We start from the raw sequence: 23,600 nt of genomic DNA on the forward strand, positions 1-23,600 counted from the left end.
AATACCTGTGTTTATCCTTCTCAATCCGCCTAAAAGGTTCTCTTGTCGTCATCCTGGGGTACGGTATCTGAGGTTTTTAAGTACCACTCCAGCAGCTTTGCTTCCAGCTCTAAGCGAATATCTGTATATTTCGCATTGTTGTATTGGTTTTTCAACTCCTTGGGGTCCTCCTGCAAGTCATATAATTCATTCTCCCCAGAGGTCCGCTTAACCAGCTTATGGCTTAAGGTACGTATCATAGCCGTACGGCAGACGCTTTGGGGATATTCCTGCTGCTGTATCGCTTTCGGATAATAGATAAACCGGGGATCTAACAGGCTGTCATTTCTTCCTGCATATCCTTCAAAGCAGTTTGGCTCATGAAGGTCATATCCTCCTTCCGCAAAGGCTGCTCTGTCCGGGTCTCCTGCCGCCCCCTTCAGCTGAGGCACCACAGAGCGGGCAAAATGAGTATGATTTTCCTTAATCTCTGCCAGCTCCATAACCGTCGGCATAATATCAAACATTTCCACCTGTTCCTTTATCACATGACCCGCTTTGTTGCCCGGAGAACGAATCAGGAAGGGCACTCGCACCAGATCATCATCCATGGCATTGGGCCACTTTTCTACCAGTCCGTAATTCCCCGCCCAATCCCCATGGTCGGAGCAGACAATAACCGTCGTATTTTCTGCAAGTCCGGTTTTATCCAGGGTATCCAGCAAATGCCCCAGCATCCGGTCCGCATAACTGTTCATCCCCAGATAGATTGCATATATCTCTGCAAATACCTCAGGCTCCAGCTCCTCCAACCGCCTGTATTTACGGATCAGCTCTGCAAAAGAGGGCTTCCCCGAAGCCTCTCCTGCTCTGATCATTTCATCCGGGAGCTGTTCCCGGTCATACATGTTGTGAAACTGTTCCAAAGCATTATAAGGAGGATGGGGCATGATAACGGGCAGGTACAGCATAAATGGATTATCCTCTTCTGTCCTGCTCTCAAGAAAGTCCACCGCCCTTGCAATATTATCATCCAAAGGTATCTCCTCCCCTTCTTTTTTAATGGGGGGATAAAGGAAGGAATAATATTTGGGATCTTCAAAGGAATAGGGATTCTCTCCGCCATGGACAGGGCCTGTTTTCAGAGAAACTCCTGTTTTATAGCCGGTTCGTTTTTCCTGCACATCATCACAGATTTCCTCCAGGTATTCCTGAGAATACAAATCATTCTTTCCATACCACGCAATATCATAACCGTCATTTTTCAGATATCGAAGCAGGCTTGGTTCATGGGGTCTCAACAGATGCCACAGTGTTCTATGCCCCATATTGTGTACATACAGCCCTGTCATCAGGCTGCATCTGGAGGGCGAACACACCGGATTTTGTACAATACAATTTTCAAAACGCACTCCCTCCCTTGCCATCCTGTCATAGTTCGGCATCTTAACAGTCGGATTGCCGTAGCATGAAACGCTGGAAGCCCGCATCTCATCCGGAAAGAAAAACACAAAGTTCATTCTCTTTTGGTTCATTATCCTGTCTCCTCCGGTTTATAAAAAGGCCGGCAATGAAAAGCCAGCAATAAAATACCGCCGACGAAAAGCCGGCGGTATTGATAAAAGTGGATACTCCGCAGTTCGCTTCGTTCCTTAATCTGATTCTATTACTTTAGGCTGCTTTTGTACGCTTCTGCCTGTTTGGTTACTTCTTCAACCAGCTTCTCATAGCCTGCGCTTTTCAGCTTTTTCAGATAAGTATCCATCATAGCGTCTACATCATCCGTCATACCGATCTTCAGAGAATTTCCTTCCAAATCATCCACGCCCTTCGTGGCAGAGGCTTCCGTCTTGAAGGCTTCCGCGTCTAAGCTTAAGGCATTTAACACCGGCTGTACCGCCTTGGTGGCATACTCCGTCTGAATGTCCATTTTCTGCTGCGGCCAGGAAGCCATAGGCCTCTTAAATGCGTCATCACTGAACCAGAAGGCAACCGCACCCTGTGAATACGGTGAATTGGATGCATTCACTCCTTCCGGGAGGTCAATTTTACCATCCGGTGTTACCACATAGCTCTTGCCTTCCACACCATACTCCAGCATTTCAACGATTTGAGGATGTTCAAAGATATAATCCATCGCCATTAAAACCCGTTCTATATTTTTGTTGCCTGCTTTGATGGCAACTCCCTGACCTGCTACCGGTTTTAACACTCTGCCTTTTGAGGAAGTCATGGGATAAAATTCAAGTTCAAAGCCATTTCCCTGTGCTTTTACATAGTCGATGGCGAAGCCGGTCAGGTTATTTTTTGCCACACCGGATTGTCCCTCAATCAATGCAGTATTGGAACGAACCTCGTTGCCGAAGGGATTCTTAGGAACATAGCCCTTGTCATATAATTCCTTCATCTTTTCTGCCGTTTTCTTGTATGCATCATAGAATTTCTGATCTAACAGGCTGTAAACCGTGCCGGTTTCATCTTCATAGGGTGTCTGAACCGTAGTAAGGCCCGGAAGTGAGAACATGTAATCCCCAAAATATTCGGTGAAGTATAAGTCGAATAAGCCTGTGGTTACTTCCGCTTTACTGACATTGAAAGGAATCATGCCCTCTTCGTTTTCAGCGACTGCCGCCATGTACTTTTCTAAATCAGCAGTAGTTTCAATCGGCCCAATTCCATACTTCTCTCTTAAATCCTTTCTGATCTCAACACCCGTGGGATTTACCGCATTATAGGTCTGAGGCAGGCAATAAAGCTTATCATTAATGGACATCGCCGTTAAGTTTACCTTGTCTACTGCCGCATAATACCTGGGCATATATTTGGCAAGCATATCTGTGGTGATTTCCTCATAGGCTCCCTTTGCAACCTCAGGACCGTAATTGCTCAGCCAGTGTGCGACAAACATAAAGTCATATTCTTCACCGGAAGCATTTACCATGGGTAATTTGGTTTTTGCATCACCCATAGGAACGATGGTCATCTCAATTGTTGTATTAATTTCTTTCGATAATATTTCGTTGACGGCGGCCTGTACCTCTTCCCACAGCGCCGGAACGCTTCCGGCAATGGTATATCCCTTTAGCACTAAGGGTGTTGATGTATCCGGCATATCGTCGGCAGCCTCTTCCCCGGCATCCTCCGGCTTCGGCGTGCTCGTCTCTGTTGTGTCAGCCGCTGTAGTCGGAGTTGTCTTATTGTCACTTCCGGTCTCTTCTGTCTTGCCGGGATCATTGTTTGAGCGTCCGCAGCCGCTTAACAGCGATAAGCTCAAGCAAAGAACAATAAGCACACTAATAAATCTTTTCCTGTTGATTCTTTTCATTTCTAGTTTCCTCCCATAATTTTTTTATATAATTAATCGGGATTACCCGATAAACTATCTCCTCCTCCAGGCAAAGCCTAGCCCTTTACCGCGCCGATGGTAATGCCTCTTACAAAATACTTTTGTACAAAGGGATATAAAAGTACAATCGGTCCCGTTACTACCACCGTCATCGCCAGCTTAAAGGTTTCCGAGGGAAGCTCTATGGACGACATACTCATCATATGTTCCCCCATCGTCATCATAGCCTTGATATTCTGGAACATTTGATAGAGCACATATTGCAGGGAATACCTTCTGTGATTATTAATGTACAGCATGCTGGTGCTCCAGTCATTCCAATAGGACAGGGCGGTAAATAATCCTATGGTTGCCAGGGCCGGTTTTAACAGGGGAAAAACCACCCGTGAAAATATGGTGAATTCTCCGGCCCCGTCCAATCTGGCAGACTCGGGAAGCGAGTCCGGTATGCTGCCTGTAATAAAGTTTCTCAAAATTAAAATATTAAATACACTGAACATGGGCAGCAGGATCAGAATCAAGACGGTATCCTTTAATTTCAAGTAATTTACATTGAATATGTAGCTGGATACCAGCCCTCCGCTGAAAAGAGTGGTAAAATAAATGTAAAAGGAGAATACATTCCGGTACTTAAATTCCTTTCTGGAGATAACATAAGCAAACATTCCCGAAAGAACCAGAGAGGAAATCGTTCCTACCACCGTAACAAATATGGTGATTCCATAAGCTCTCGCAATTCGTTCCCAGTTATAGAAAATCATCTCATAGGCTGATGTGGTAAACTTTCTGGGCAGTATGCTGAAGCCATATTTGATCACCGACGACTCCGTGTTAAAGGAGTTGGATACCACCATCAAAAAAGGCAGCAGACAGGCAATTGCGGTAAAACCAACGGACAAGCGTGAAATAATATTGATGGCAGTGATATCTTTTGATTTTATTTTCATTAAATGTTCACCTCAGAATGATAGATTTAAAATAATGTATTTTCACTTTTAAAATGCTTGAGAATGGAATTTACCGTCACAATTGCCACGAAGCATAATACCGACTGGAGGACGGAGGCGGCTGAAACCATTCCAAAATCCGAGCTTTGCATCAGGCTTCTGAAGACGAAGGTATCGATAACATCCGTACGCTCCATCAATGTGGGAACATTGGAAACCAGATTGTAGAATTCTTCAAAGTTTCCTCTGAATACTCTTCCCAGCGCCAGGAGCAGCAGGGTTACATAGGTGGGCATCAGATTTGGAATTGTGATGTAGAATATTTTCTGAAATACATTGGCACCGTCAACCCTCGCCGCTTCAAAGCATTCCTGATCCATTCCCATAATAGAGGCGAGATATAATATGCTGCCGTATCCAATTCCCTTCCAGATATTCACCACCGGCATTATGAAATACCATAGATTCGGTTTGGAATATACATCAACCGGTGCCAAATTCAGGCTGTGCAGTATGGAATTTAAAAGTCCGTGTTCATAGTTAAAAATCGAATACATGAAGGTTCCTACAACAACCCAGGATATGGAATAGGGCAGAAACATCATGGTCTGACTTATTTTCTTAAAATATTTTCCTGACATCTCAGAAATCAAGATTGCCGCACTCATGGAAAATAAGGGGGTGACAAGCATAAAAATCAAATTAAAGGTAACCGTATTTCTTATAATTGACCAGGCTTTTCCTGAGAGAAAGAAAAATCTGAAATTCTCGAAGCCATGATGAGCCGCCCATGGGCTGAAAAAGATTCCCCCCTTATAGTTGTAATCCTTAAACGCTATGATGATCCCTGACATGGGTAAATAATGAAATATAAAAAAATACAATACTACCGGCATCGCCATGAACAATAATGATTTATTCTTTTTTATTTCATATAGGAAACCCTTTTTCTTCGATTTTGGCATCTGTCCTGCAACAGGTTCCATATAGAACCCTTGCATCCCCCTTTCAAGCTTTTTTCTTTATGCATTAATACTACCATCTAAAAAATCATAAAAAAAGCATCCAGCATTGTGATAAATGATAAAGAATTGCGATATTACACCGCAATTCTTTATCATAGTATCAAGTATTCAGGCTGTAAGCTCTAATAAAATACCGCTCCCTGCTTATGTAATCGCTCCTGCAGCACCTTAATATCCACATCTCTCACCTCTGCACCGCTCCCTGCCGCCACGCTCACGGCAGTACCGGCAGCTTCTCCAAGGCAGCAGACAATGGGCATAATCCGGATGGAAGCCTGCGCTTCATGGGTTACGGAGATACATCTGCCTGCTGCCAGAAGGTTAGTAACCTCCTTAGGGATTAGGCTGCGGTATGGAATGGTATAATATTGTCCTTGGGGAAAGTAATAATGGCTTGTACCGCTTCCTTCCGGATTGTGGATATCAATATCGTAATTGCCAAGGGCAATGGAATCCTCAAATTTCGTACAAGCTACCAAATCCTGGGCGGTCAGCAGATATTCTCCGTCAATCATCCGGCTCTCCCTTACCCCGATCTCCGGTGCCGTCATAAGCAGCTCGCTCTCCTGAAAGCCGTCGATATTCTCCTTCATAAAGGTGAACAGCTCCAGCACCTGCTCCCTGGCTTCAACCTCTGCTTTTGTCAAATCAAAGGCATCCACCGGATTGCACTTCACAATACGGGTGGAATTAAAATGCAGAACGCCGTCGGCCATGGTGCGGAAAATCAAAACATCCTCCCGTACATTTTTTATTTTCCCCTGCTTCTGCATTTCCTGATAGAGAGCATTCATACCCGGCCGGGCCTTTTCATATTTATCCAGATCCACCCTTCCCACCCGAAAGCACAAGGTCATAGGCTGGCACAGATGATCCCCTTCCCTGCCCAAATGATAGGGACAGCCGCATAGAACCGCCAAATCAGCATCACCTGTGGCATCAATGAAATAATTCCCATGGATCTCCTGCCTGCCCGATTTGTTTGCCACTGTTACAGATTTTATTTTGTTTCCCTCTTTCTTTGCATCGATGAGGTAGGAATGAAATAAAAGCTCCACCTTTGACCGGATGGCCATTCTGTTTAAGATGATCTTGAGAAATTCTTCCTGAAAGGCAGGCGATCCGCCCTTTGTTGCCGCTCCCATTTCCCGTAAGCTTTCCAATATCTCTGAAAATATCCCCTGGCTTAAAGGATAGGTCCTTGCTGCCCCGTTCTCCTCAACCTTTGTGACATTGGGCATAAACGGATTAACAAGACAGTTCACTGCCGCACCCCCCAGACAGTTTGACTTATCCACTAACAGAACCGACAGACCGGCTCTGGCTCCGCTAAGAGCTGCCGCCGTTCCTGCAAATCCTCCTCCAAGTACTACTAAATCATATTTTTTCATGATAAACCCTCTCTTTCTGTTATCGCTTTTTTATCGCTTTATCACTAAGCTTTACTTTTTCAGCTTTATCTTACCATGACAAAAATGCAAATTGCTTATACGAAATATAATTATTTCTTGAACAAACGAAACATATATACTACAATATTCATAAAAACCGATAATCACTTCAATATTTTAGGGAGGAGGGTATCTACTATGATGGAGCGCTATGAAACCTTGACCGATTTGCTTCGGCTGCTTTCCGGCTATACCAAAGCCCATGTATGCGTTCATGATGTTTCCGGAATTTTAAAATCCAGGAATTTGAACCTTGACTTTAACAATCAGATCCACTCAAAGCCTTTCTGCACTGCTGCAAAAAGCTCCCCCAAGGGTTATCGGATGTGTACCTGGTGCAAGATTTATGCAAACAGAAAGGCCAGCCTCTGTCAGACCATGTTTTATGACCACTGCCCTTACGGACTATTTGAAATCGTAAAGCCTGTTATCATTGACGGAAAATTGCAGTGTATTATTTATATTGGGAATTTGATTTGTGATTATGAGGAAACCATCCGTAAAATACATCGTACCTGTATGATCACAAAAGTAAATCCGCAGGATCTGCTTCTTCTCGTAAAAGATGCACAGCCTATTCTCTCCCCCGACTATTACCTTCAGTTTGCTTCTCTTATTGATAGTTACATACGTCTTCTAAATACGCATATGAAGGATTATGAATCCTCTGAGGGCCTGCCCTGTCACTGGGCTGTATCCGCACTGCAGAACTATATTCACAGTAATTATAGCCAGGGGTTATCCCTGCAGAGTGTGTCAAAATTATATTTTATTAATGACAAATACATTGGGAGAGTTTTCAAAAAACAGATGGGTTATACCTTTCACGAATATTTAAACAAGGTACGATTGGAGCATGCCGTCAAGCTCTTAACCCATACCTCGAATAAAATTATAACAATTGCCTTAGACTGCGGCTTTCAGAATGTCACTTATTTCAACCGGTCGTTTTTGAAGCAATACGGGCTTCCGCCTGTGAAATACCGACAGATGCATTCCAGACAAATCATAGATTGAACAGAAACTATTTAACACAAAAAATCAGGGATGTTTACCTGTTTTGCAGGTTCCAGCCCTGATTTTATTTTATGCGGTCTATTGCCATCCTTTTATGCGGTTTTCCCATTCACATTCTGTCATTTGATATGAGGAATTCTCACATAGCAGTGTGTACCGACACCCAGACTGCTATGAATCTCCAGCCCATACTCCTCTCCGTACTGAAGTGCCAGTCTGCTGTTAATATTTTTCAGGCCATACCCGCTGCCCGTATCCGTGCTTTCATAATCTCCGCTTCTCACCTCATCAAGCCGTTCCGGAGTGAAGCCCACCCCGTCATCAATGACTTCAATTAAGATACCCCTGTCGTAAATGGTTCCTTTTACAAGGACTTGTCCCATGGCATCCTTCTTTCTTCTGATTCCGTGAAGAATGGCATTTTCAATGATTGGCTGTAATATAATTTTAGGCACCTTATAATCGTATAATGCTTCCATCCCTTCTTCTACAAATTGAATGGAGTCCTTAAACCTCATATTCTGGATTCGAACATAGGAGCGTACCATTTCCAGCTCATCCAGAACAGTGATAATTTCATCCCCTCTGCTCAGGCTCATTTTATAGAATTTCGCCAGAGTCTGCACAATGGCACTGACGGAGGGAACATTGTGTTCCATGGCCTGCCAGTGGATTAAGTCCAGAGTGTTATACAAAAAGTGAGGGTTAATCTGTGCCTGCAACGCCTTAAATTCAGAGTTTTTAATGATTTCCCCCAGCCTCTCCTTCTCCTCCATGTAGTCTCTCATCTGTACTACCATATAGTTAAAGGTGCTGCTGAGTTCTCCCACTTCATCCTTCCCTGCGGACAGGATACGGATATTAAGATCTCCGCCCTTTACCCTGTCCATTTGTCTTTTCAGCTTGAATATCCGCTTTGTAATCGTATGGGATATGACATAAGACATTATATAAGATAATGCCACAACTCCCATTAACAGAAGGACCATCTCATTTCTCAGTTTATTGGTAATGCCTATAATATCCTGATAAGGGGACATGGATAACAGAAACCAATCGGTTCCCTGTATCTCCGAAAATTGAAGCAAATATTCCTGCTTATCTAAAACCCCCTTAAAAGCATCGTCCAAGTCCTTCTTCGATTTCGCCGTGTTCAGCAGATCTTCTTTTAAATCCCCGGCATAAAGGTTCTCAAAGCCCTCGGTACTGCTTATAATATCCCCCGCGGTGTTTACAAGCGCCACATGGGAGGAGGAGATTACCATGGCATCTGACAACACTTTTTTTATTCGCTTCTCATCAATGTCAATTCGCAGAATACCGATATCCTCTTGATAATTGTTTGGATTCTTTAAAATTCTTATATAGGTTATAAGCTCTTCTGCTGCTCCTTCTTCATCCATATAAGAAGGAGGCCCCCATATGGAATTGACCTTGGAGGTATGCAGCTTCTGATACCAGATGGATTCCTTGGCCTTATCCATCTCATAAAAATGTTTATTCTCGGAGGAAAAGAGCAAGCCGTTTTTTACATAAATTCTGATTCTGCCCACATCCTGATTTTTTTCCAGGCTGATAAATTTATCCTTTAGCTTTAGAAAGTCCCTTATCTGGTCGATGGTTGGGTAGAATTCCTGAATACAACGGTACAGCACGTCGTGGATTGTTTCGTCCATGAGGATGAGCTCCATTGTTTTATTAATGTTCAGGGCATTATAATTAATCACTGTCCGTGCCTGCTCAAAGGTTTTTTCTTCCGAGAAGACGGTCTGCTCTACCAGTGCGTCGGTGCTTTCATTATAGCTATAAGTGATATAGGTGCCAAAAGGAATCGCCGTAAAGATAAACACTGCCGCAAACAGCTTTTTCCGCATGCTCACATTATTGATAAAGCTTACAAAGCTTCGTATGATTCTGGCAAAATAAGAGATCGCTTTCATCTTCATCGATAATATTTCTCCTTAAACTCTGTCGGAGTACATCCCTCGTATTTCTTGAACAGCTTTATAAAATAGTTCGGATTGCTGTAGCCCAGCTTTTTTGATATTTCATATAGCTTCATCTTTTTATCCCCCAGCAGCTCCTTGGCTTTTTCCATTCTTATCTTGGTAATATAGTTATTTACCGTGGTTCCGGTATTCTTTTTAAAGAAGCTGCAAAGATAGTAATGGCTGTAATTGGCATATTCTGCGATAGTCTTTACAGAAAGACTGCTGTCGCCATAGTTTTTCCTGATATATTCCTGTATGTCAAACAAAGAGCTTCCAACCCGGTTCTTTTGTTCCAGGATATCGAAAAAGGTCTTGATCCGTTCTGTCAAAAAGCCGGATATCTCAGCCATCGTCTCCAGATTCATAAATACTTCTTCGCCATGTCCGTAATCCATCAGCGTTGTTTCCCGCAGCCCTCTCTTATCCATTTCCGCTTCCAGTGTCATATAAAGCTTGAGAAAGAAGGCGCGGATCTTCTCAATATGCGCGGAACTCATCTGATTCATCTGACCGGTTACTTTTTTTATTGTGTCTATCGCTTCCGTTCTCTCCCCCGTACTCAGCTTATCCGAGAATTCTTCTACCAATAAATTATCCCCTTTGTGAGGGATCAAGGTTTCCTCGTATTTGAGAATAGTGCCGTAGCCGCTGAAAAAAATCCTTCTGATTGCCTCCACTGCATACTGGAAGGAGGTATGTATCTCAGTGATTGCTGCAACAGGCTTTCCCACTCCGACGGATACGAGGGCCTGATGATGATACATATTGGCTATATACTCCTTAATTCTTTCCGCAAAAGCATATATTGAAGTAAAGCTGCTATTCTTTAGCGCCGCATGAAGAATTTGAATGCCGTCGTTGTTATATCCGGAAAAGATGGGGGCAAGGTAATCGGAGGAGAATAGATCCAGTAACACCTGGTCCTCTGATATGGTGTTTTTATCTTTTATTTCTTCCCCTTCCATCTGCTTAATCTTAACGGCAAATGTCACATAGCTCCACGGAAATGAAGCATCAAAGCCTATGGTTTCCAGTTCTTTTAAAATTTTCTCCTCGTCCACTTCCGATACCAGCTCGACCCCGACCTTCTGCTTTAACAAAGGAATGCTCTTATCTATGCTCTCCTGTGCTTTTCGCTCATGATCTTTTCTCTCCTTATCATTTTGGCACAACTTAACTGCTCTCAGAAGAGTTTCCGTAACCTCCTCCATATCCAGAGGCTTTTCCACATACTCAAGAGCATTTAAACGGATGGCTGACTTCAAGTATTCCTTATCCGCAAAGCCACTGATAAAAATAATCTTACATTCAGGAAGAAATTCTCTTATTTGGGCTGCAAGCTGGGTTCCATCCATATTCGGCATGCGGATGTCTGTAAGGAGTATGTCCGGAGACATTCTTTTGGCCAGTTCGATTGCCTCTTCTCCATTTTTTGCGATTTCTACTGTGTCAATTCCAATCTTCCCCCACTTTACAAATTTCAATAACCCTTCCCTTGTTGACTCCTCATCATCGACTAATAATAAGTTCAGCATTGATTGCCTCCTCCTTCATAATCCCGTAAGATTCCGTTTCCCTTCCCTCAGAGCTTATTATTTTATACCCCTATCATACATGATTGGAACGATAAAGGGTAGTATTTTCTTTTGTAAAGTGTTTTTTCAATTTTTAACCAGAAAAAGCCAAGCGAACAGCACCCATTAAGGTTCTTTTCTGCTTGGCTCATATGATCAATATCGTTATCCCTTAGTCAAATAAGTATTTTATCGCTGCTGTTCTGTAAATTTACTTTAATCAAAGTAAATTGGATTCGATATTAACACCTTCATTTGTCCAAATTCCGGTGTGATCATTCTAATTATCTCATAACGGCAGAATCTGGCATCTTTATATTTCCGCTGAAGCTCCAATTCCTTGACACCCTCCCCGCAGATAATTTCCTCCGTTCCACGATCTGTAATTATGCAAATCCGGTCATTGGTTTTCAAATTCCAAAAGCGCACCGTTATCTCACTTCCTATGGAAGCAGTTTCTCCCAATATCTTTCCATCAGCCTCTGCATACAAATCCGGTCCCTTGACAGATAAGGAGACATAACTATTTCCATTTTTTATTGCATGCACTATATCTTCGTTTGTACTGGATTTCGCATAGACACAAGTACACGGTGTACCCATCAGGCTCAATACATCATGGCGGTGAAAATCACTTCCTCCAACAATAGAAATCCTTCTATTATTTAACAGCTGTTCCTGCCACCATTCCAAACATTTCAGATTGGAGTATATCGGCAATGCGCCATTCCAAATCTCTATCGCATCATAATCAAAGTTTTCTATACCCCACTTCCAACTGCAATTGGGACAAAATGGGTGATTAATCACCAGAAGCGCACCGTTCTTTTTGGCTTCCATTAATTTTTCCTGTGCTTCCGATAAAGAATTTACACAAAACGCACTTTCAAACGGCTTCTTTACACCAAGGAGTCCGGCATGACCTTTATAATGAGTCCACTCCATTCCAGGAATTACAGTGATGCCCTCCACCTCAACACTTTGAAAGTTGTGTGCGTAATTGTTATGGTCTGTCACAAAGATAAAGTCAAGTCCCAGCTGTTTTCCCAGCTGAGCAACGCCCGTTACAGACAATGTTCCGTCAGAGCCGAGAGTGTGCATATGGGTGTCCCCTTTTAGCAGTCTGCGTTCTTTCCTGGTAAATGTGATATGATAGGTCACCATACAGCCGCTGTCCTGCACCTTATATGCCCCGATAATGATACTCCAGGTTCCTGCATCGGTATTCGCCGCCGCAAAGCCCTGAGAGCTCTTTACCGGGGAGATACATATATTGCTGCGATCTGATCCGGAAGATCCGAGGTATCTCCCGCCTGCCCCATTCAATCCCAGGTCAATAATATTAATTTCCCTGCAAATTGTGCTGTTATCTTCCCTGGTTTCATTTAAAAACCTCGTATAATCATATGCAATTTCCACCTTCTCTACATCCTCCGGTACTTCAAAGGGCAGCAGGAAATAGGAACCTTCTTCTTCTTTTTTTATGAATCGTTCCATTCTTATTTCTACTTTATCCATGATACTTTATTGTCCTCCCAAAGATTTATAATGAAAAGGGAGCATTATCCCAGGATACCAGCTTTATATTTTCCTGACCGATGACCTTCTGCAGCTCATCGTCCAGCAGGAAACGGTATTCCCATATACGCTTCTGCCACTCCGGTGTGATGAAACTATAAGTACTATTTTCCCCGGAAGGATGCATAAATAATTCCGTAACACCTTCCTCCGTATTTCGCACGGCATTCAAATAGAAATTTTTCAACTGTTCATATGAGGAAATATCCCGTATGGAGAATGGATTGGTTACGATATCCACCGGCAAGGCTACACCTAATTCCTTTGCATAGCTTACTGCCATTGTATGCGCCTGATCAATTTGATCCGGAATATTGCCTTGAAACATGGCTGTGAGATACTTCTTAGATTTCGGAAACCGAAACGGTAATCCCTTCCTGAGACAGATCACAAATGCCTCTTTCAGGAATGACCTGCCGGTAAGACCATAAAGTGTCCCGCAATGACTATCTATATGGGTAGGCTGATACCCCATATCCTTAATAAAATCATATTGAGCCTCAAGCTCAATGGCAATCTCCTGCTCCTTTGCATTCTTATAGAAGACATCCCTATCCACATGAAAGCTGCCGTCATCGTCAAGCAGGGACGGGATGATATTCCCGGGTGCGATACCCCTCCACTTTTCCTGCATAAAATCAGAATTAAACGTAGCATGAAGTCCCATCCTGATCCTGTTATCCTTACTTGCCCGGCTGACCGCATCCCGTCCTTCCCCGGCACAAACCATTACAGTAGTGGAAGTGATTTTTCCCTCTCTGAACAGATGCTCAATTGCATCATTTGTTTCAGTACATATCCCAAAATCATCCGCATTTATAATAAGGTATCGATCAGACATGATATCTCCTTTCTATCCTCTCCCAGATGGCTGTACTTTCTTTGTATTTGCAGAAAAACTTAAAAACCATGAAAATACACAGCCAATCACAATTAAAACAAATGGAAATATTGTCAGGAGGAACCTTGCTGCACCGCCGGGATTGTTTCCCGGCATATCCCCGCTTTCAAATCCATAGATTTGAAATACAAGAAAGAAAGCGAGACTGGTAAAAAGACCATTTAATCGATTCATAAAGCCGGAAGCACTGACAAAAATTCCTTCCCGGCGCTTTCCCGATTTCTCCGAATCTTCATCAATAATTCTTGCTCCAATCAAGTCCATTGTGGATATTACACCGGCAAATCCAAAGCCTAACAATGCACTTGCAAGAATTGCAGTGATCAGGGAATTAGCAAAATAGAGCGGAATAAACCCTACCCCCAGGGTCAGCAGTGCGATTCGCCATATGGGAAGTACGGAATATCGTTTGATCAGCTTAGCCCAAGCAGCAACTGCTGCTATGGCAATAATAAGAACGGTGGCAAATAAAATAGTTGACTGTCCGTCCGGTATCTTAAGAGAATATTTCGTATAAAACGGAATGGCCGATAAAACCAAGGACATCGTCGCGCTATAAAAAGCATTCGCCAGACCGGCAATCCAGAATTTCTTATTTTTGAATAAAGATTTAAGACTATCCCACAGCTGCGGCTTCTCACTTTTCAGATCCTCCGGATTCTCATGACAGCCAAAGGTGGAATACAGGATTACACCTGCACCCAATACTCCGTATATAACGGAAGTCAAAGGATATCCTATCTTACCGGTAACCAGAGGTGTCAGCGCAATACTGATAATCATAGCCACCAGCTGAAACGCCTGTCTCATGGCATTCGTGCCCGCTCTTAAGGCATCCCCCTTAAACAGCTCCGGAAACAATGCGCCATAATTGGCATTCACCAGAGAATCCAAGGTTCCGGTTAATATGTATATTAATAAAAAGTAAACAAACAGGGAATCCCCCTTAAGAAAGGATGGGGTATTATAAAACGCTATCAAGCCCAGTGCAAGTAACGGCGCGCCAATCACCAGCCAAGGTCTTCGTCTTCCCCATTTCGTCCGTGTCCGATCTGAGAAATATCCATACACCGGATTGTCAATTGCATCAATAAATGTGTAAATCAGTAATACCAGGGAAAGGGACGCTGTGCTCAGACCAAGTTTATCGACATAATAAATTGCTGCATATGTTTTAAACATATTGATAGGAATAGAGGTGCCAAACATCCCTATTGCGTAACGAATTGGCCGCGTTTTTAACTCTGAAGCCATGACATTACTCCTTTCTGAATTTAAAGTTTTTCAAGGGATTGCGAAACGATATATTTTTTGCAATTGTATACAATAATCTCAGTTTATGAGTTTCGCAATGATCTGTTTAAGGTTTCTTTCTTCTACATAACATTATTGGGAACGATCCGGTTAACAAACCTCCCTGTATTGTCATAAAAGTATAATATCATATTAAATATGTTTTGTCAACTTGATATACTTATCCTCTAATTCCGCCAACCCTTTTGTTCAATTTGAACATCTTCTCAAATCCAGACTTTAATATATAAAAACATATTGCCACAACTTTAAAAGGTGTTAAAGATTTATATGTAACCTTTTCATTAAATTATACTTTTTAGTCTCTATTGCATTATTAAATCATATTTTTTTGATATGCCGCAAAATTTTCCTCTTCTTCTACATCCGTTGTTAATCAAAAGGACCAGAAGCTTAATACTATGTTGTTTTTCCCTGTTTGAAAATAGCAGGGACAACATAATCAACAGCCGGATGCACCATATCTTGTATCAATAGTTTCAACGCCAGATCAGCAATGGCTCTTTCGTCCTGCTTCATATGGGTAAAATAATATCCGTCGGAAGCTTGATAATCTTCATCAATACAGCAGATCTTTAAATCCGTTCCGATGTTAATTCCTAACATCCTTGACGCTTGAACTACTGATGACATCATACCATACTCCGTACATACCACCCCATCCAGGCTCCCTTTTGTTTTCTCAAAATATTGACATATACATTCCGTATCTGCCGCTCTCTCTTTATCAAGAAAATTCGTCTGCTCGTGGTTAAGTACACATTCTTCCGCTGCTATCAATTTGACTTCATCCATTCCGGAGTAAAACCCTTCTCTTCTGTCCATCACAGATGTAGTACCCATTGCATCAATGGTAATCAGCCCGATCTTACGGCAGCCCCTTTCATAAAGATGCTTCACCAAGGATTTTATCGCATTCTTTCCATCCGTACTCACAGTGGAAACCGGAATTCCATGCAATCTCTTATCAATTAAGATCACCGGAAAGTTTTCCACAATCAATTTTAATATCGCTGTACTATAATGGGCTCCGTGGCAAGGCATAATAATAAGACCCTCTACATTAAGAGACAGCAAATAGTCGATTTCATCCGTTTCCTTTTCCCTATTACCATAAGAAAATCGAATGCACAGCTTATACCCTGCCTTCTCCGCTTCACAGTCCAAATGATACATCATATCAAGTCCAAAGGGGGAAGAAACATGCTCCAGCACAAGTCCTATCCGCTTTCTTTTTTTCCCCTTCAGCAAAGCTTCTTTTAATTCGCTCCCCTGATTATGAGCGTCGCAGCTTTCGGTTTCTTGGGTGATTTCCTCCCTTGACAGCTTCGCAGCACCAATTGCACCTCCCAGGACATAGGTGCCCTTTCCGGGAACCCTCCGAACCATCCCATCATCAACAAGAAGATCCATCGCCTTCTTCACTGTTATTGCGCTGACTTCATATTCAGCACAAAACTCCTCTTCAGACGGAAGCTTACTTTCCTGGGGAAAGGTCCCGTCCAATATCTTTTCTTTTATCCCCTCATATACCTGTTTATACAAAAATGCGTTTCTCAATCCAGCACCTCCATTATTTCATTCTTCTTTCTCCAGGAACCCTCTGAATGAATTGCAAAAATAATATTTTTTCACAGAGGGCTTTCCGTGATTTGAAAGGAATATATTCCATACGGTTTTATATGAAACTCCAGTTCTTCATTGCAGCCTTCTCCTGATACTGTATTTCTCAAATCAACCGGCGTAATATTGCAGCCCTTTACACATATCCTTCTCAAAGCCTCTTTACCAGTAAGCTCTTTAAACCTTACGATCAGACCTTCGTTTTTGTACCTCGCGTTAATCAATTGCATATGCTCAGGAAACCGGACAAGATCTTTCTCTAACCTATTACCGGTGAGTTCAACCCCCTCCGTTAATATCGCCGCTCGTTCCATAACCGCTTCCTCTTGTGCTTTTTCAACTCCAAAGAGCACATAACGATAGCTGAGATTACCGCCAATCCATTGAGGGAAATTCGTTCCCCACATATTATTAAACAAGTTAAAGCAAGCAACGGGATTCTTCGGCTTCCTGTAATCCTTCTCATAATCAAGAATCCCCGTATCACCCAAAGAAACCAGCGGTGTATCTTTTGCGATAATGCACAATCCATTTTGTTCGCTCATCATAGCGATAAAGTTTTCTAAACAGTAGAATATATGATTTGCACCTTCTTGAATATCCGTTGACGGATCTATGGCAACATTCGATTTATTGATTCTATACCAGGCGTCCTCCTGCGCAAAGGGAAATAAAAGTGTGCCGGATTCCACAAAAGGTGTCTCATTTTTATTGTCCAGACGCAGACTTACAAACAACTCATCACCTGCCGGAGGAAGTGTCACCTCAAGTCTTATCCGCTCTGCATCGCCATACCTTTCGGCACTTTCTTCTGTTTGATAGAAAAAAGTAACCGTGTCCTTATCAACGGAATACGACTGGTATATCGGATGATAGGTTCTATGTTCACATTCCGGATAATTCTCTCTTCCAAAATCCTTAATTCCCCAATCCGAAAAACGGTAGGCATACTTTTTTAAATATGATGTAATATCCTCAGCACTATATCGATCATACCGATACGAAAAAACCGCCTTTTCATTCTTCTTGCGCAACAAGGCTGCAGCTAATTTCTTATCATATAATTCCAATATGTCGCCGGTACTTTCAGAGAAGCGCAGCGAATATCTATGATTTTCAACAACCGCGGCAGAATCTTCCCTTTTTATTGCCAAGTTCTCTGATTGCTGTGAAGCCTCTGTGAACTGAAGCAAAACCGCAGCCAAAGGGGGGATATCTTCCACATAGCATGCCCACTCATCATATATCTTTGTTATTGGCAGATGTTTTCCCTTCATTACTAATCCACAGTCCGAAAGCTTCTTTTTTTCAACAGGCGCTTTTCCCTTCCAACTCATCTCATCCAATTCTTTTAAGGATATCCAACCGGTATAAGCAGTATTATTTGGATTAAATACAGAGATAGCATCACTCTCACCATCTTCCAGCAGCATCTTTAATTCATTCAAAACAGCGCCGCTCTGACCGGCCCTTTCTTTCTGCTCTTGCCAGGAAGCTTCCATAAATCTATAATTATCCTGTTTTTTGGCCTCTATAAAGTCAATTTTTCTATAAACCCGCTCCGAACCGAGCCATGTCTTCACATCTGCGCCCCAAGTATGCTCTTCAAATAGATTCACCGCTTCATAATAACAATCTTGCTTCTTTTCTATTTCTTCTGATTTTTTTTGGGTTCCCTCTATTATTTGCTTGGCATATATCGCTTGTAACCGTTTGCTTCTTTCTCGCTCTTCCCGGATAACACCAACTTCCAGCGGATATGCGCCAACACCATGAATCCATGAATCCGCGAGATCCTTCGTAATCAAAGGTACATTACTTAAATCACTTTTCGTTAGCTCCTGATAAAAATCATCCATTGTCCCGCATACCACTTCAGCATCCGGATATTCATCAAGTATTGTTTTCACCATCTTGTCAATTACTTCAGCGGATTGCGGGCCCGAATTATCATGAGTATGCATGAGCGCCATCCACACCGGATACTCCCAATCCTTCGGCGGAAGCAACGAAGTACCATATCCGCCTTTACTATACATTGTAAGGACCGATTCGCCGCTGAGAGCCTGCCATTGAAAAAGAAAAGGCACCTTCGGAGGAGTGGAAAATTCATTACAGCCAAGATGCAGAAAACGAACACCCGCACCGCTTAATATAGCCGGCAGCATAATACCATGTCCCGGAACATCTGTCATTTTCGCCGAGATTGGATTCGGTTTATTATAGGCGCGCGAGAGCTCATGCCCATATCGCAGGCCTTCTATCACATTCTCCGCACTGCAGAAATCCGTATGCGATGTAAACGGCAATGCATGCCATACAATTTGATCATTATTAATCAATAAGTCTAATTCTTTCTTCAAATCACCAGTGCATCGATCCATCATTATTTTAAGCGGCCAGGAAGGCATGGTCCATACATATTTTTGCTTTTCCATATGCTGCGTAGCTTTGCATGTGATAATTACATCCTTTAACATAGAAGCCGCATATTCATCAATAACTTTCGATGATAAATTAGTAAACCCTATATCAAAATGTGTTTTAAATACAAGTATAAATTTTCTGACCATAGATACTCCTCTTTGCCCTATATTAGCTTCCTCGAATCTCATTGGTATTCTCTTTCATTTCCACATTATATTTAATATACTTTTAATATATGTTATCATACTCAGCAATGTCTGTAAACCGTTTTTCCGTGATATCGTCTCTGTAAATATAGCGGCTGATACCTTATGTTGACAGGGCTGAATCCGACTGGTACCACAAAATATATTGAATATACTTCATCACACATATCAAAGCGCTTGGTTAATTTACCTCTACCTATATCAACCGAATACCTCCCCGCAAGGGAAAAGTTAAAGAAACACTTTTCATTTTACAACATTTTTCAGAAAAATGTTGACATTGACCTTGCGTCAACTTGTATAATAGTTATAAGGCGGTGATATTTTGGATTTGATCAGAATAAACGAAGTGGTAGACAACTTCGGTATATCGAGCAGGACCCTAAGGTATTATGAGGAAGCGGGGCTTTTATGGAGCAACCATCCGGATAACAAAGCCCAACGTTATTATGATTTTGCCGCACTTGAACGGTTGAAACAGATTATTATTTTACGCAAATTGCAAATTCCGGTTAAGGATATGCTCGTTATATTCAAAAGCGAAAACACGTCGGCATTGATTCAAGCATTTGTGAACAAGCTCGAATCACTTGACACGGAAATTTCAGCCTTATCGGAACTAAGACAGATTGTGAATGATTTTCTTCATAAAATGCTAATGAGCGGGATCAAGAAAATATCGGCCATTACCCTGCTTTATGAAGAAACCGAAAAAAGGCTTGTAACAGCAGAAAAAAATGAGATGCTCACATTTGAAAAGCTGTCCGAAATCAGCCGTGAAGCATTAAAGCTGCATGATGTTCGGATTATTCGATTACCACCCATGCGCGTTCTTACTTCTCGATTGAAAACGGGACAAGCGGAAAGTTTAGATGGGGGCAGCATGCAGAACTTGTTTGTGAAATTTGGCTTCACTCCAAGTCCGGGTCTGCGCAATTGTTTTTACCGCAAAGAATCAAACGATGAATGGATTATGCTTATGGAAATACCAAATGATTATGAAAATACAACAGAATACGCAGAGGAAAAACTTCCAGGCGGGTTATTCGCCATAGCCAGTTCCTTCATGGAAGATATGGATGATACATTTATTCTATTGAGAGACTGGGTAAATAAGAGCGATCATTATGAGCTTGACGTTAATACGGAAGGAGACTTGCAGCGCTGCGAAATGATTGAGGAAATTCTACCGTGGGATATCGCGAATAAGTTGAACCGATACCAGCAAGATATATTTATTCCAATACAAATAATGAATGAAAAGGAGAAAAAAGAAAATGGCTGAACTACCTGAAATTTTAAAACTTGCAGGACAAATGAGAGATACTCTGCGTGGAAAGACCTTACGAACAATTACTCTGCTGCAGGAAAAATGCGCCAACATTCCGGCGGATGAATTTCAAAAACGAATTGCAGGCGCAAGGATTAACGATATCAAATATAAAGGGAAATGGATTATCACTGCGCTTAGTAACGGTGAAAACATCCTTTTATCTCTTGGTATGGGTGCGGATATATTGTTCTTCGATAAGGAGAAAAACGAAGCTGACAAATACCAACTAAAGGTTCTCTTCAGCGATGGCAGCGGTTATACCGCCCGTTTTTGGTGGTTCGGAAAATTTTTACTTGTTTCAGATGGCGAGCTTGCATCTGAGCCGAACACAAAAGACATTGCGATTGGCCCATTTGATGAAAAATTCACATTTGATTATTTTTCATCACTTCTGAAAGGCAAAAAGACGCAAATAAAAGCTTTTTTAATGAACCAGAAGAATGTTGGCGGAATCGGCAATATGTATATGCACGATATTTTATTTAAGGCACATCTGCATCCTCAAAAGAAAATATCGAATATGAGCGTGGAAGAAATCCAGCTGCTTTATGATAGCATAACAGAGATTTTGAACCTCTCGCGGAAAAGAGGCTCGTTTGCTCATGAGAGCGACTTCTTTGGACAGAAGGGCGGTTTTGGGATGGATTATTTCCTTGTGGGCTACAAAGAAGACCAACCCTGTCCGGTCTGCGGCGAAACGATTGTTTCAATAAAAACAGGCAGTACATCTTCTTTTATCTGCCCTGCCTGCCAAAAAGAATAATGCAAAAAGTATAATACAAAAATACACCAACTGCTTTTTATGCTATCGATGGGTGAAGAATGCCCACAATGAGCTAATAGGAGGATACAGCCATGAGCGAAAAGACAGATCTGAAAAAGATCAGTGAGGAAACCATGTGCTTTCTGCGAGGAAAGTATGCTTTGGATGAAGCAGGTAACGGCAAAGATGAATTGAAACTCCGCAAAGGCGGGAAAACAGTGCTGACTATCTACATACGCGAAAACAGTTATGATTTTCTCGTTATTTTCGGAAAAACAGAACGCGAACTATTTGAGGCGAGGCGCAATGAATTTCCGCAGGAGATACAGAAAATCTACGATAACAGCAAAACGTATCATGACGGCAAATGGATGCTTATTCCCGTTGCCGATTTACCTATGCTTGAAGCTGTCAAGCAGCTTGTTTTGATTAAGAAAAAACCTAACCGGAAGCCTTTTTCCAAAGATCAGGCTATCTATTCCAGCTGCGGACACCGTTGCGATTTGTGTGTGCATTATAACGGTGGTACAATAAGCGAAGAGTTCCGATCGGAGTTGAAAGAACGGCTGATACGTGTATACGCAGGAGGTGTGGGCGACGGAGGGTATTGGGGTGATGATATGGAGCTTTGTGACGGCTGCCATACAGGGGGCTTAGATAAAGGCTTTAACTGTGATTCTTTAAAATGCGCAGCGGAAAATGGCGCTGACAGATGCCAGAATTGTCATAAGAATCCTTGCGACAAGGCCCCTCATTTATATCAGGGATTACAACCTGTAATCCACACAAATACCATTGCTGCCGACGATGTTACATGGGCAATCCTGCCTTATGTGTATAAGCAATACGGAAATTAAACGAAATAACAGTCATATGAAATCAAGCTTTTCCGGTATTCCTTTTTAAAATTATAAATATAGTATGTTATAACCTCACATATAATATTTAATAATAACAGCATATTTTCGACAATCATTAATTGATCTTCAAATAATATAACCAGTAAAAAAAACAGTATTGTTATCGAAGTACTGATCCAAAAATGACTTAAAACTTTAAATACAATGTTGCTCTTGTTCGTACCTTTAATCATCATATAGATACTGAATAATTATCACTTACTAGTTCCGTCATTTCCTCTATATATTTTGAGTGATTTTTTATCAAATCCTTATTTGTAAAACGTAGACTTGGAATATCAAAAGGTACGTCCTCTCTTTTATCATCCTCTATATAGATATCAGACATAAAGCCATTATAAGCTTCATCTGATACACCAAACAGCTCAATCATACTACCGTCACTTGCTTCGATTTCACTTAGTGACTTAAACTGTTTGCAGCTTTATATGTTTTGATTCATCAGCAGCAGCCATATTCGTTTTAATAAAGCAAATCATGATTGTTACTATTATGATCTCTATAATAATTCTTTTTTTCATCCTTCGTTAAAGCTCCTTATATGCTTTCCAAATTATTTTTATATGATATGATCTATAAATGTTAACTCAGATATCACCACTATACCATTTAATATCACAAAATAAAAGCAAAGATAATAATTTAAAAATGATCCGTTTCCGTAAAAATGTTTTCCGCTCTTCGCATATTTCATTTAAAACACTGGGTATATCAAAATATCTACCGCATACAATTACATACAGCAAAAATAAAAGAGAAAGAACTTCAAACCCTTTGTTTATAAGGATTTAAAGCTCTTTCTAAGAGAGGCGACAACCAGATTTGAACTGGTGATCAGGGTGTTGCAGACCCATGCCTTACCACTTGGCTATGTCGCCGTATTTTATTGCTAAACTTAGGGGAATTTACTCTCCTAAGTTTAACTCCCCGAGTAGGGCTCGAACCTACAACCCCACGGTTAACAGCCGTGTGCTCTACCATTGAGCTATCGAGGAATAATACCATACTTAAGTATATACTTATTTGTATACTTAAATAATAGAAAAAACAGAAATCCTGCTCAGGTTTTTCTGTTTTGAATTGACAAAATACTACACACGAAAATGATATATCCTTTTGAACAAACCCTTTTCAGGTCAAGCCCTCGACCGATTAGTAACAGTCAGCTCCATACGTTACCGCACTTCCACCTCTGTCCTATCTAC

17 protein-coding genes and 2 tRNA genes are annotated in these 23,600 nt (G+C 41.7%); 4 read left to right on the plus strand and 15 right to left on the minus strand.

Features of this window, described 5'->3' with window-relative positions:
• Positions 1–29: 29 nt before the first annotated feature.
• The 5 genes from HNQ56_RS21240 to HNQ56_RS21260 form a co-directional block, all read right to left on the minus strand.
• Positions 30–1,514 carry a sulfatase family protein gene (locus HNQ56_RS21240; RefSeq protein ID WP_429150222.1) on the minus strand — a complete coding sequence of 495 codons (1,485 nt, stop codon included), beginning with the start codon at positions 1,512–1,514 and terminating at the stop codon, positions 30–32.
• Positions 1,515–1,645: 131 nt separating this feature from the next.
• The gene (locus HNQ56_RS21245; protein WP_429150224.1) at positions 1,646–3,304 is read right to left on the minus strand and encodes a DUF3502 domain-containing protein; all 1,659 of its coding nucleotides are present in this window, start codon (positions 3,302–3,304) and stop codon (positions 1,646–1,648) included.
• 77 nt (positions 3,305–3,381) lie between these two features.
• The gene (locus HNQ56_RS21250; RefSeq protein ID WP_429150226.1) at positions 3,382–4,272 is read right to left on the minus strand and encodes a carbohydrate ABC transporter permease; all 891 of its coding nucleotides are present in this window, start codon (positions 4,270–4,272) and stop codon (positions 3,382–3,384) included.
• 26 nt (positions 4,273–4,298) lie between these two features.
• A complete protein-coding gene (locus HNQ56_RS21255) occupies positions 4,299–5,237 on the minus strand; it encodes an ABC transporter permease (RefSeq protein WP_429150228.1) in 939 nt (312 codons plus the stop codon).
• 182 nt (positions 5,238–5,419) lie between these two features.
• Positions 5,420–6,688, minus strand: coding sequence for an FAD-dependent oxidoreductase (locus HNQ56_RS21260; protein WP_429150230.1), 1,269 nt, complete (start codon positions 6,686–6,688; stop codon positions 5,420–5,422).
• 198 nt (positions 6,689–6,886) lie between these two features.
• On the opposite strand from HNQ56_RS21260, the gene HNQ56_RS21265 reads away from it, so the two are divergent.
• Positions 6,887–7,765 carry a helix-turn-helix domain-containing protein gene (locus HNQ56_RS21265; protein ID WP_429150231.1) on the plus strand — a complete coding sequence of 293 codons (879 nt, stop codon included), beginning with the start codon at positions 6,887–6,889 and terminating at the stop codon, positions 7,763–7,765.
• A 119-nt stretch (positions 7,766–7,884) separates the two neighbouring features.
• Here the strand turns inward: HNQ56_RS21265 and HNQ56_RS21270 are convergent, their stop codons facing one another.
• From HNQ56_RS21270 to HNQ56_RS21300, 7 genes are all read right to left on the minus strand, one after another.
• Positions 7,885–9,711 carry a sensor histidine kinase gene (locus HNQ56_RS21270; RefSeq protein ID WP_429150233.1) on the minus strand — a complete coding sequence of 609 codons (1,827 nt, stop codon included), beginning with the start codon at positions 9,709–9,711 and terminating at the stop codon, positions 7,885–7,887.
• On the minus strand, positions 9,708–11,291 hold the full coding sequence (locus HNQ56_RS21275; protein WP_429150235.1) for a response regulator: 1,584 nt from the start codon (positions 11,289–11,291) through the stop codon (positions 9,708–9,710). The genes HNQ56_RS21270 and HNQ56_RS21275 overlap by 4 nt, the downstream gene beginning before the upstream one ends.
• 255 nt (positions 11,292–11,546) lie before the next feature.
• A complete protein-coding gene (locus tag HNQ56_RS21280) occupies positions 11,547–12,848 on the minus strand; it encodes a CehA/McbA family metallohydrolase (RefSeq protein ID WP_429150237.1) in 1,302 nt (433 codons plus the stop codon).
• Between the two features lie 25 nt (positions 12,849–12,873).
• Positions 12,874–13,749, minus strand: coding sequence for a ChbG/HpnK family deacetylase (locus HNQ56_RS21285; protein ID WP_429150239.1), 876 nt, complete (start codon positions 13,747–13,749; stop codon positions 12,874–12,876).
• 12 nt (positions 13,750–13,761) lie between these two features.
• On the minus strand, positions 13,762–15,063 hold the full coding sequence (locus HNQ56_RS21290; RefSeq protein ID WP_429150241.1) for an MFS transporter: 1,302 nt from the start codon (positions 15,061–15,063) through the stop codon (positions 13,762–13,764).
• Between the two features lie 459 nt (positions 15,064–15,522).
• Positions 15,523–16,683: a GntR family transcriptional regulator gene (locus HNQ56_RS21295; RefSeq protein WP_429150243.1), complete on the minus strand. Its 1,161-nt coding sequence runs from the start codon at positions 16,681–16,683 to the stop codon at positions 15,523–15,525.
• 71 nt (positions 16,684–16,754) lie between these two features.
• Positions 16,755–19,319, minus strand: a complete 2,565-nt coding sequence (locus HNQ56_RS21300) for a DUF5054 domain-containing protein (RefSeq protein WP_429150245.1) — start codon at positions 19,317–19,319, stop codon at positions 16,755–16,757.
• Between the two features lie 385 nt (positions 19,320–19,704).
• Between HNQ56_RS21300 and HNQ56_RS21305 the strand changes: the two genes are divergently transcribed.
• From HNQ56_RS21305 to HNQ56_RS21315, 3 genes are all read left to right on the plus strand, one after another.
• Positions 19,705–20,664 carry a MerR family transcriptional regulator gene (locus HNQ56_RS21305; RefSeq protein WP_429150247.1) on the plus strand — a complete coding sequence of 320 codons (960 nt, stop codon included), beginning with the start codon at positions 19,705–19,707 and terminating at the stop codon, positions 20,662–20,664.
• A complete protein-coding gene (locus tag HNQ56_RS21310; RefSeq protein WP_429150248.1) occupies positions 20,657–21,475 on the plus strand; it encodes an Fpg/Nei family DNA glycosylase in 819 nt (272 codons plus the stop codon). Before HNQ56_RS21305 ends, HNQ56_RS21310 begins: the two co-directional genes overlap by 8 nt.
• A gap of 161 nt (positions 21,476–21,636) precedes the next feature.
• A complete protein-coding gene (locus HNQ56_RS21315) occupies positions 21,637–22,332 on the plus strand; it encodes a DUF3788 domain-containing protein (RefSeq protein ID WP_429150250.1) in 696 nt (231 codons plus the stop codon).
• Between the two features lie 235 nt (positions 22,333–22,567).
• Here HNQ56_RS21315 and HNQ56_RS21320 read toward each other — a convergent pair whose 3' ends face one another.
• From HNQ56_RS21320 to HNQ56_RS21330, 3 genes are all read right to left on the minus strand, one after another.
• The gene (locus HNQ56_RS21320) at positions 22,568–22,768 is read right to left on the minus strand and encodes a hypothetical protein (protein WP_429150252.1); all 201 of its coding nucleotides are present in this window, start codon (positions 22,766–22,768) and stop codon (positions 22,568–22,570) included.
• 434 nt (positions 22,769–23,202) lie between these two features.
• Positions 23,203–23,273, minus strand: a tRNA-Cys gene (locus HNQ56_RS21325).
• 45 nt (positions 23,274–23,318) lie between these two features.
• A tRNA-Asn gene (locus HNQ56_RS21330) sits at positions 23,319–23,390 on the minus strand.
• Between the last annotated feature and the right edge of the window lie 210 nt (positions 23,391–23,600).

The sequence above is a fragment of the Anaerotaenia torta genome (assembly GCF_050433395.1).
GTDB classification, from domain to species: domain Bacteria; phylum Bacillota; class Clostridia; order Lachnospirales; family Lachnospiraceae; genus Mobilitalea; species Mobilitalea torta.

Bases quoted from the DNA above. Each gene is read 5' to 3' on its own strand.
- HNQ56_RS21300 (WP_429150245.1), bottom strand. From the start codon at position 19,319: ATGGTCAGAAAATTTATACTTGTATTTAAAACACATTTTGATATAGGG.
- HNQ56_RS21260 (WP_429150230.1), bottom strand. From the start codon at position 6,688: ATGAAAAAATATGATTTAGTAGTACTTGGAGGAGGATTTGCAGGAACG.
- HNQ56_RS21310 (WP_429150248.1), top strand. From the start codon at position 20,657: ATGGCTGAACTACCTGAAATTTTAAAACTTGCAGGACAAATGAGAGAT.
- HNQ56_RS21280 (WP_429150237.1), bottom strand. From the start codon at position 12,848: ATGGATAAAGTAGAAATAAGAATGGAACGATTCATAAAAAAAGAAGAA.
- HNQ56_RS21320 (WP_429150252.1), bottom strand. From the start codon at position 22,768: ATGATTGAGCTGTTTGGTGTATCAGATGAAGCTTATAATGGCTTTATG.
- HNQ56_RS21250 (WP_429150226.1), bottom strand. From the start codon at position 4,272: ATGAAAATAAAATCAAAAGATATCACTGCCATCAATATTATTTCACGC.
- HNQ56_RS21290 (WP_429150241.1), bottom strand. From the start codon at position 15,063: ATGGCTTCAGAGTTAAAAACGCGGCCAATTCGTTACGCAATAGGGATG.
- HNQ56_RS21265 (WP_429150231.1), top strand. From the start codon at position 6,887: ATGATGGAGCGCTATGAAACCTTGACCGATTTGCTTCGGCTGCTTTCC.
- HNQ56_RS21275 (WP_429150235.1), bottom strand. From the start codon at position 11,291: ATGCTGAACTTATTATTAGTCGATGATGAGGAGTCAACAAGGGAAGGG.
- HNQ56_RS21245 (WP_429150224.1), bottom strand. From the start codon at position 3,304: ATGAAAAGAATCAACAGGAAAAGATTTATTAGTGTGCTTATTGTTCTT.
- HNQ56_RS21285 (WP_429150239.1), bottom strand. From the start codon at position 13,749: ATGTCTGATCGATACCTTATTATAAATGCGGATGATTTTGGGATATGT.
- HNQ56_RS21255 (WP_429150228.1), bottom strand. From the start codon at position 5,237: ATGCCAAAATCGAAGAAAAAGGGTTTCCTATATGAAATAAAAAAGAAT.
- HNQ56_RS21240 (WP_429150222.1), bottom strand. From the start codon at position 1,514: ATGAACCAAAAGAGAATGAACTTTGTGTTTTTCTTTCCGGATGAGATG.
- HNQ56_RS21270 (WP_429150233.1), bottom strand. From the start codon at position 9,711: ATGAAGATGAAAGCGATCTCTTATTTTGCCAGAATCATACGAAGCTTT.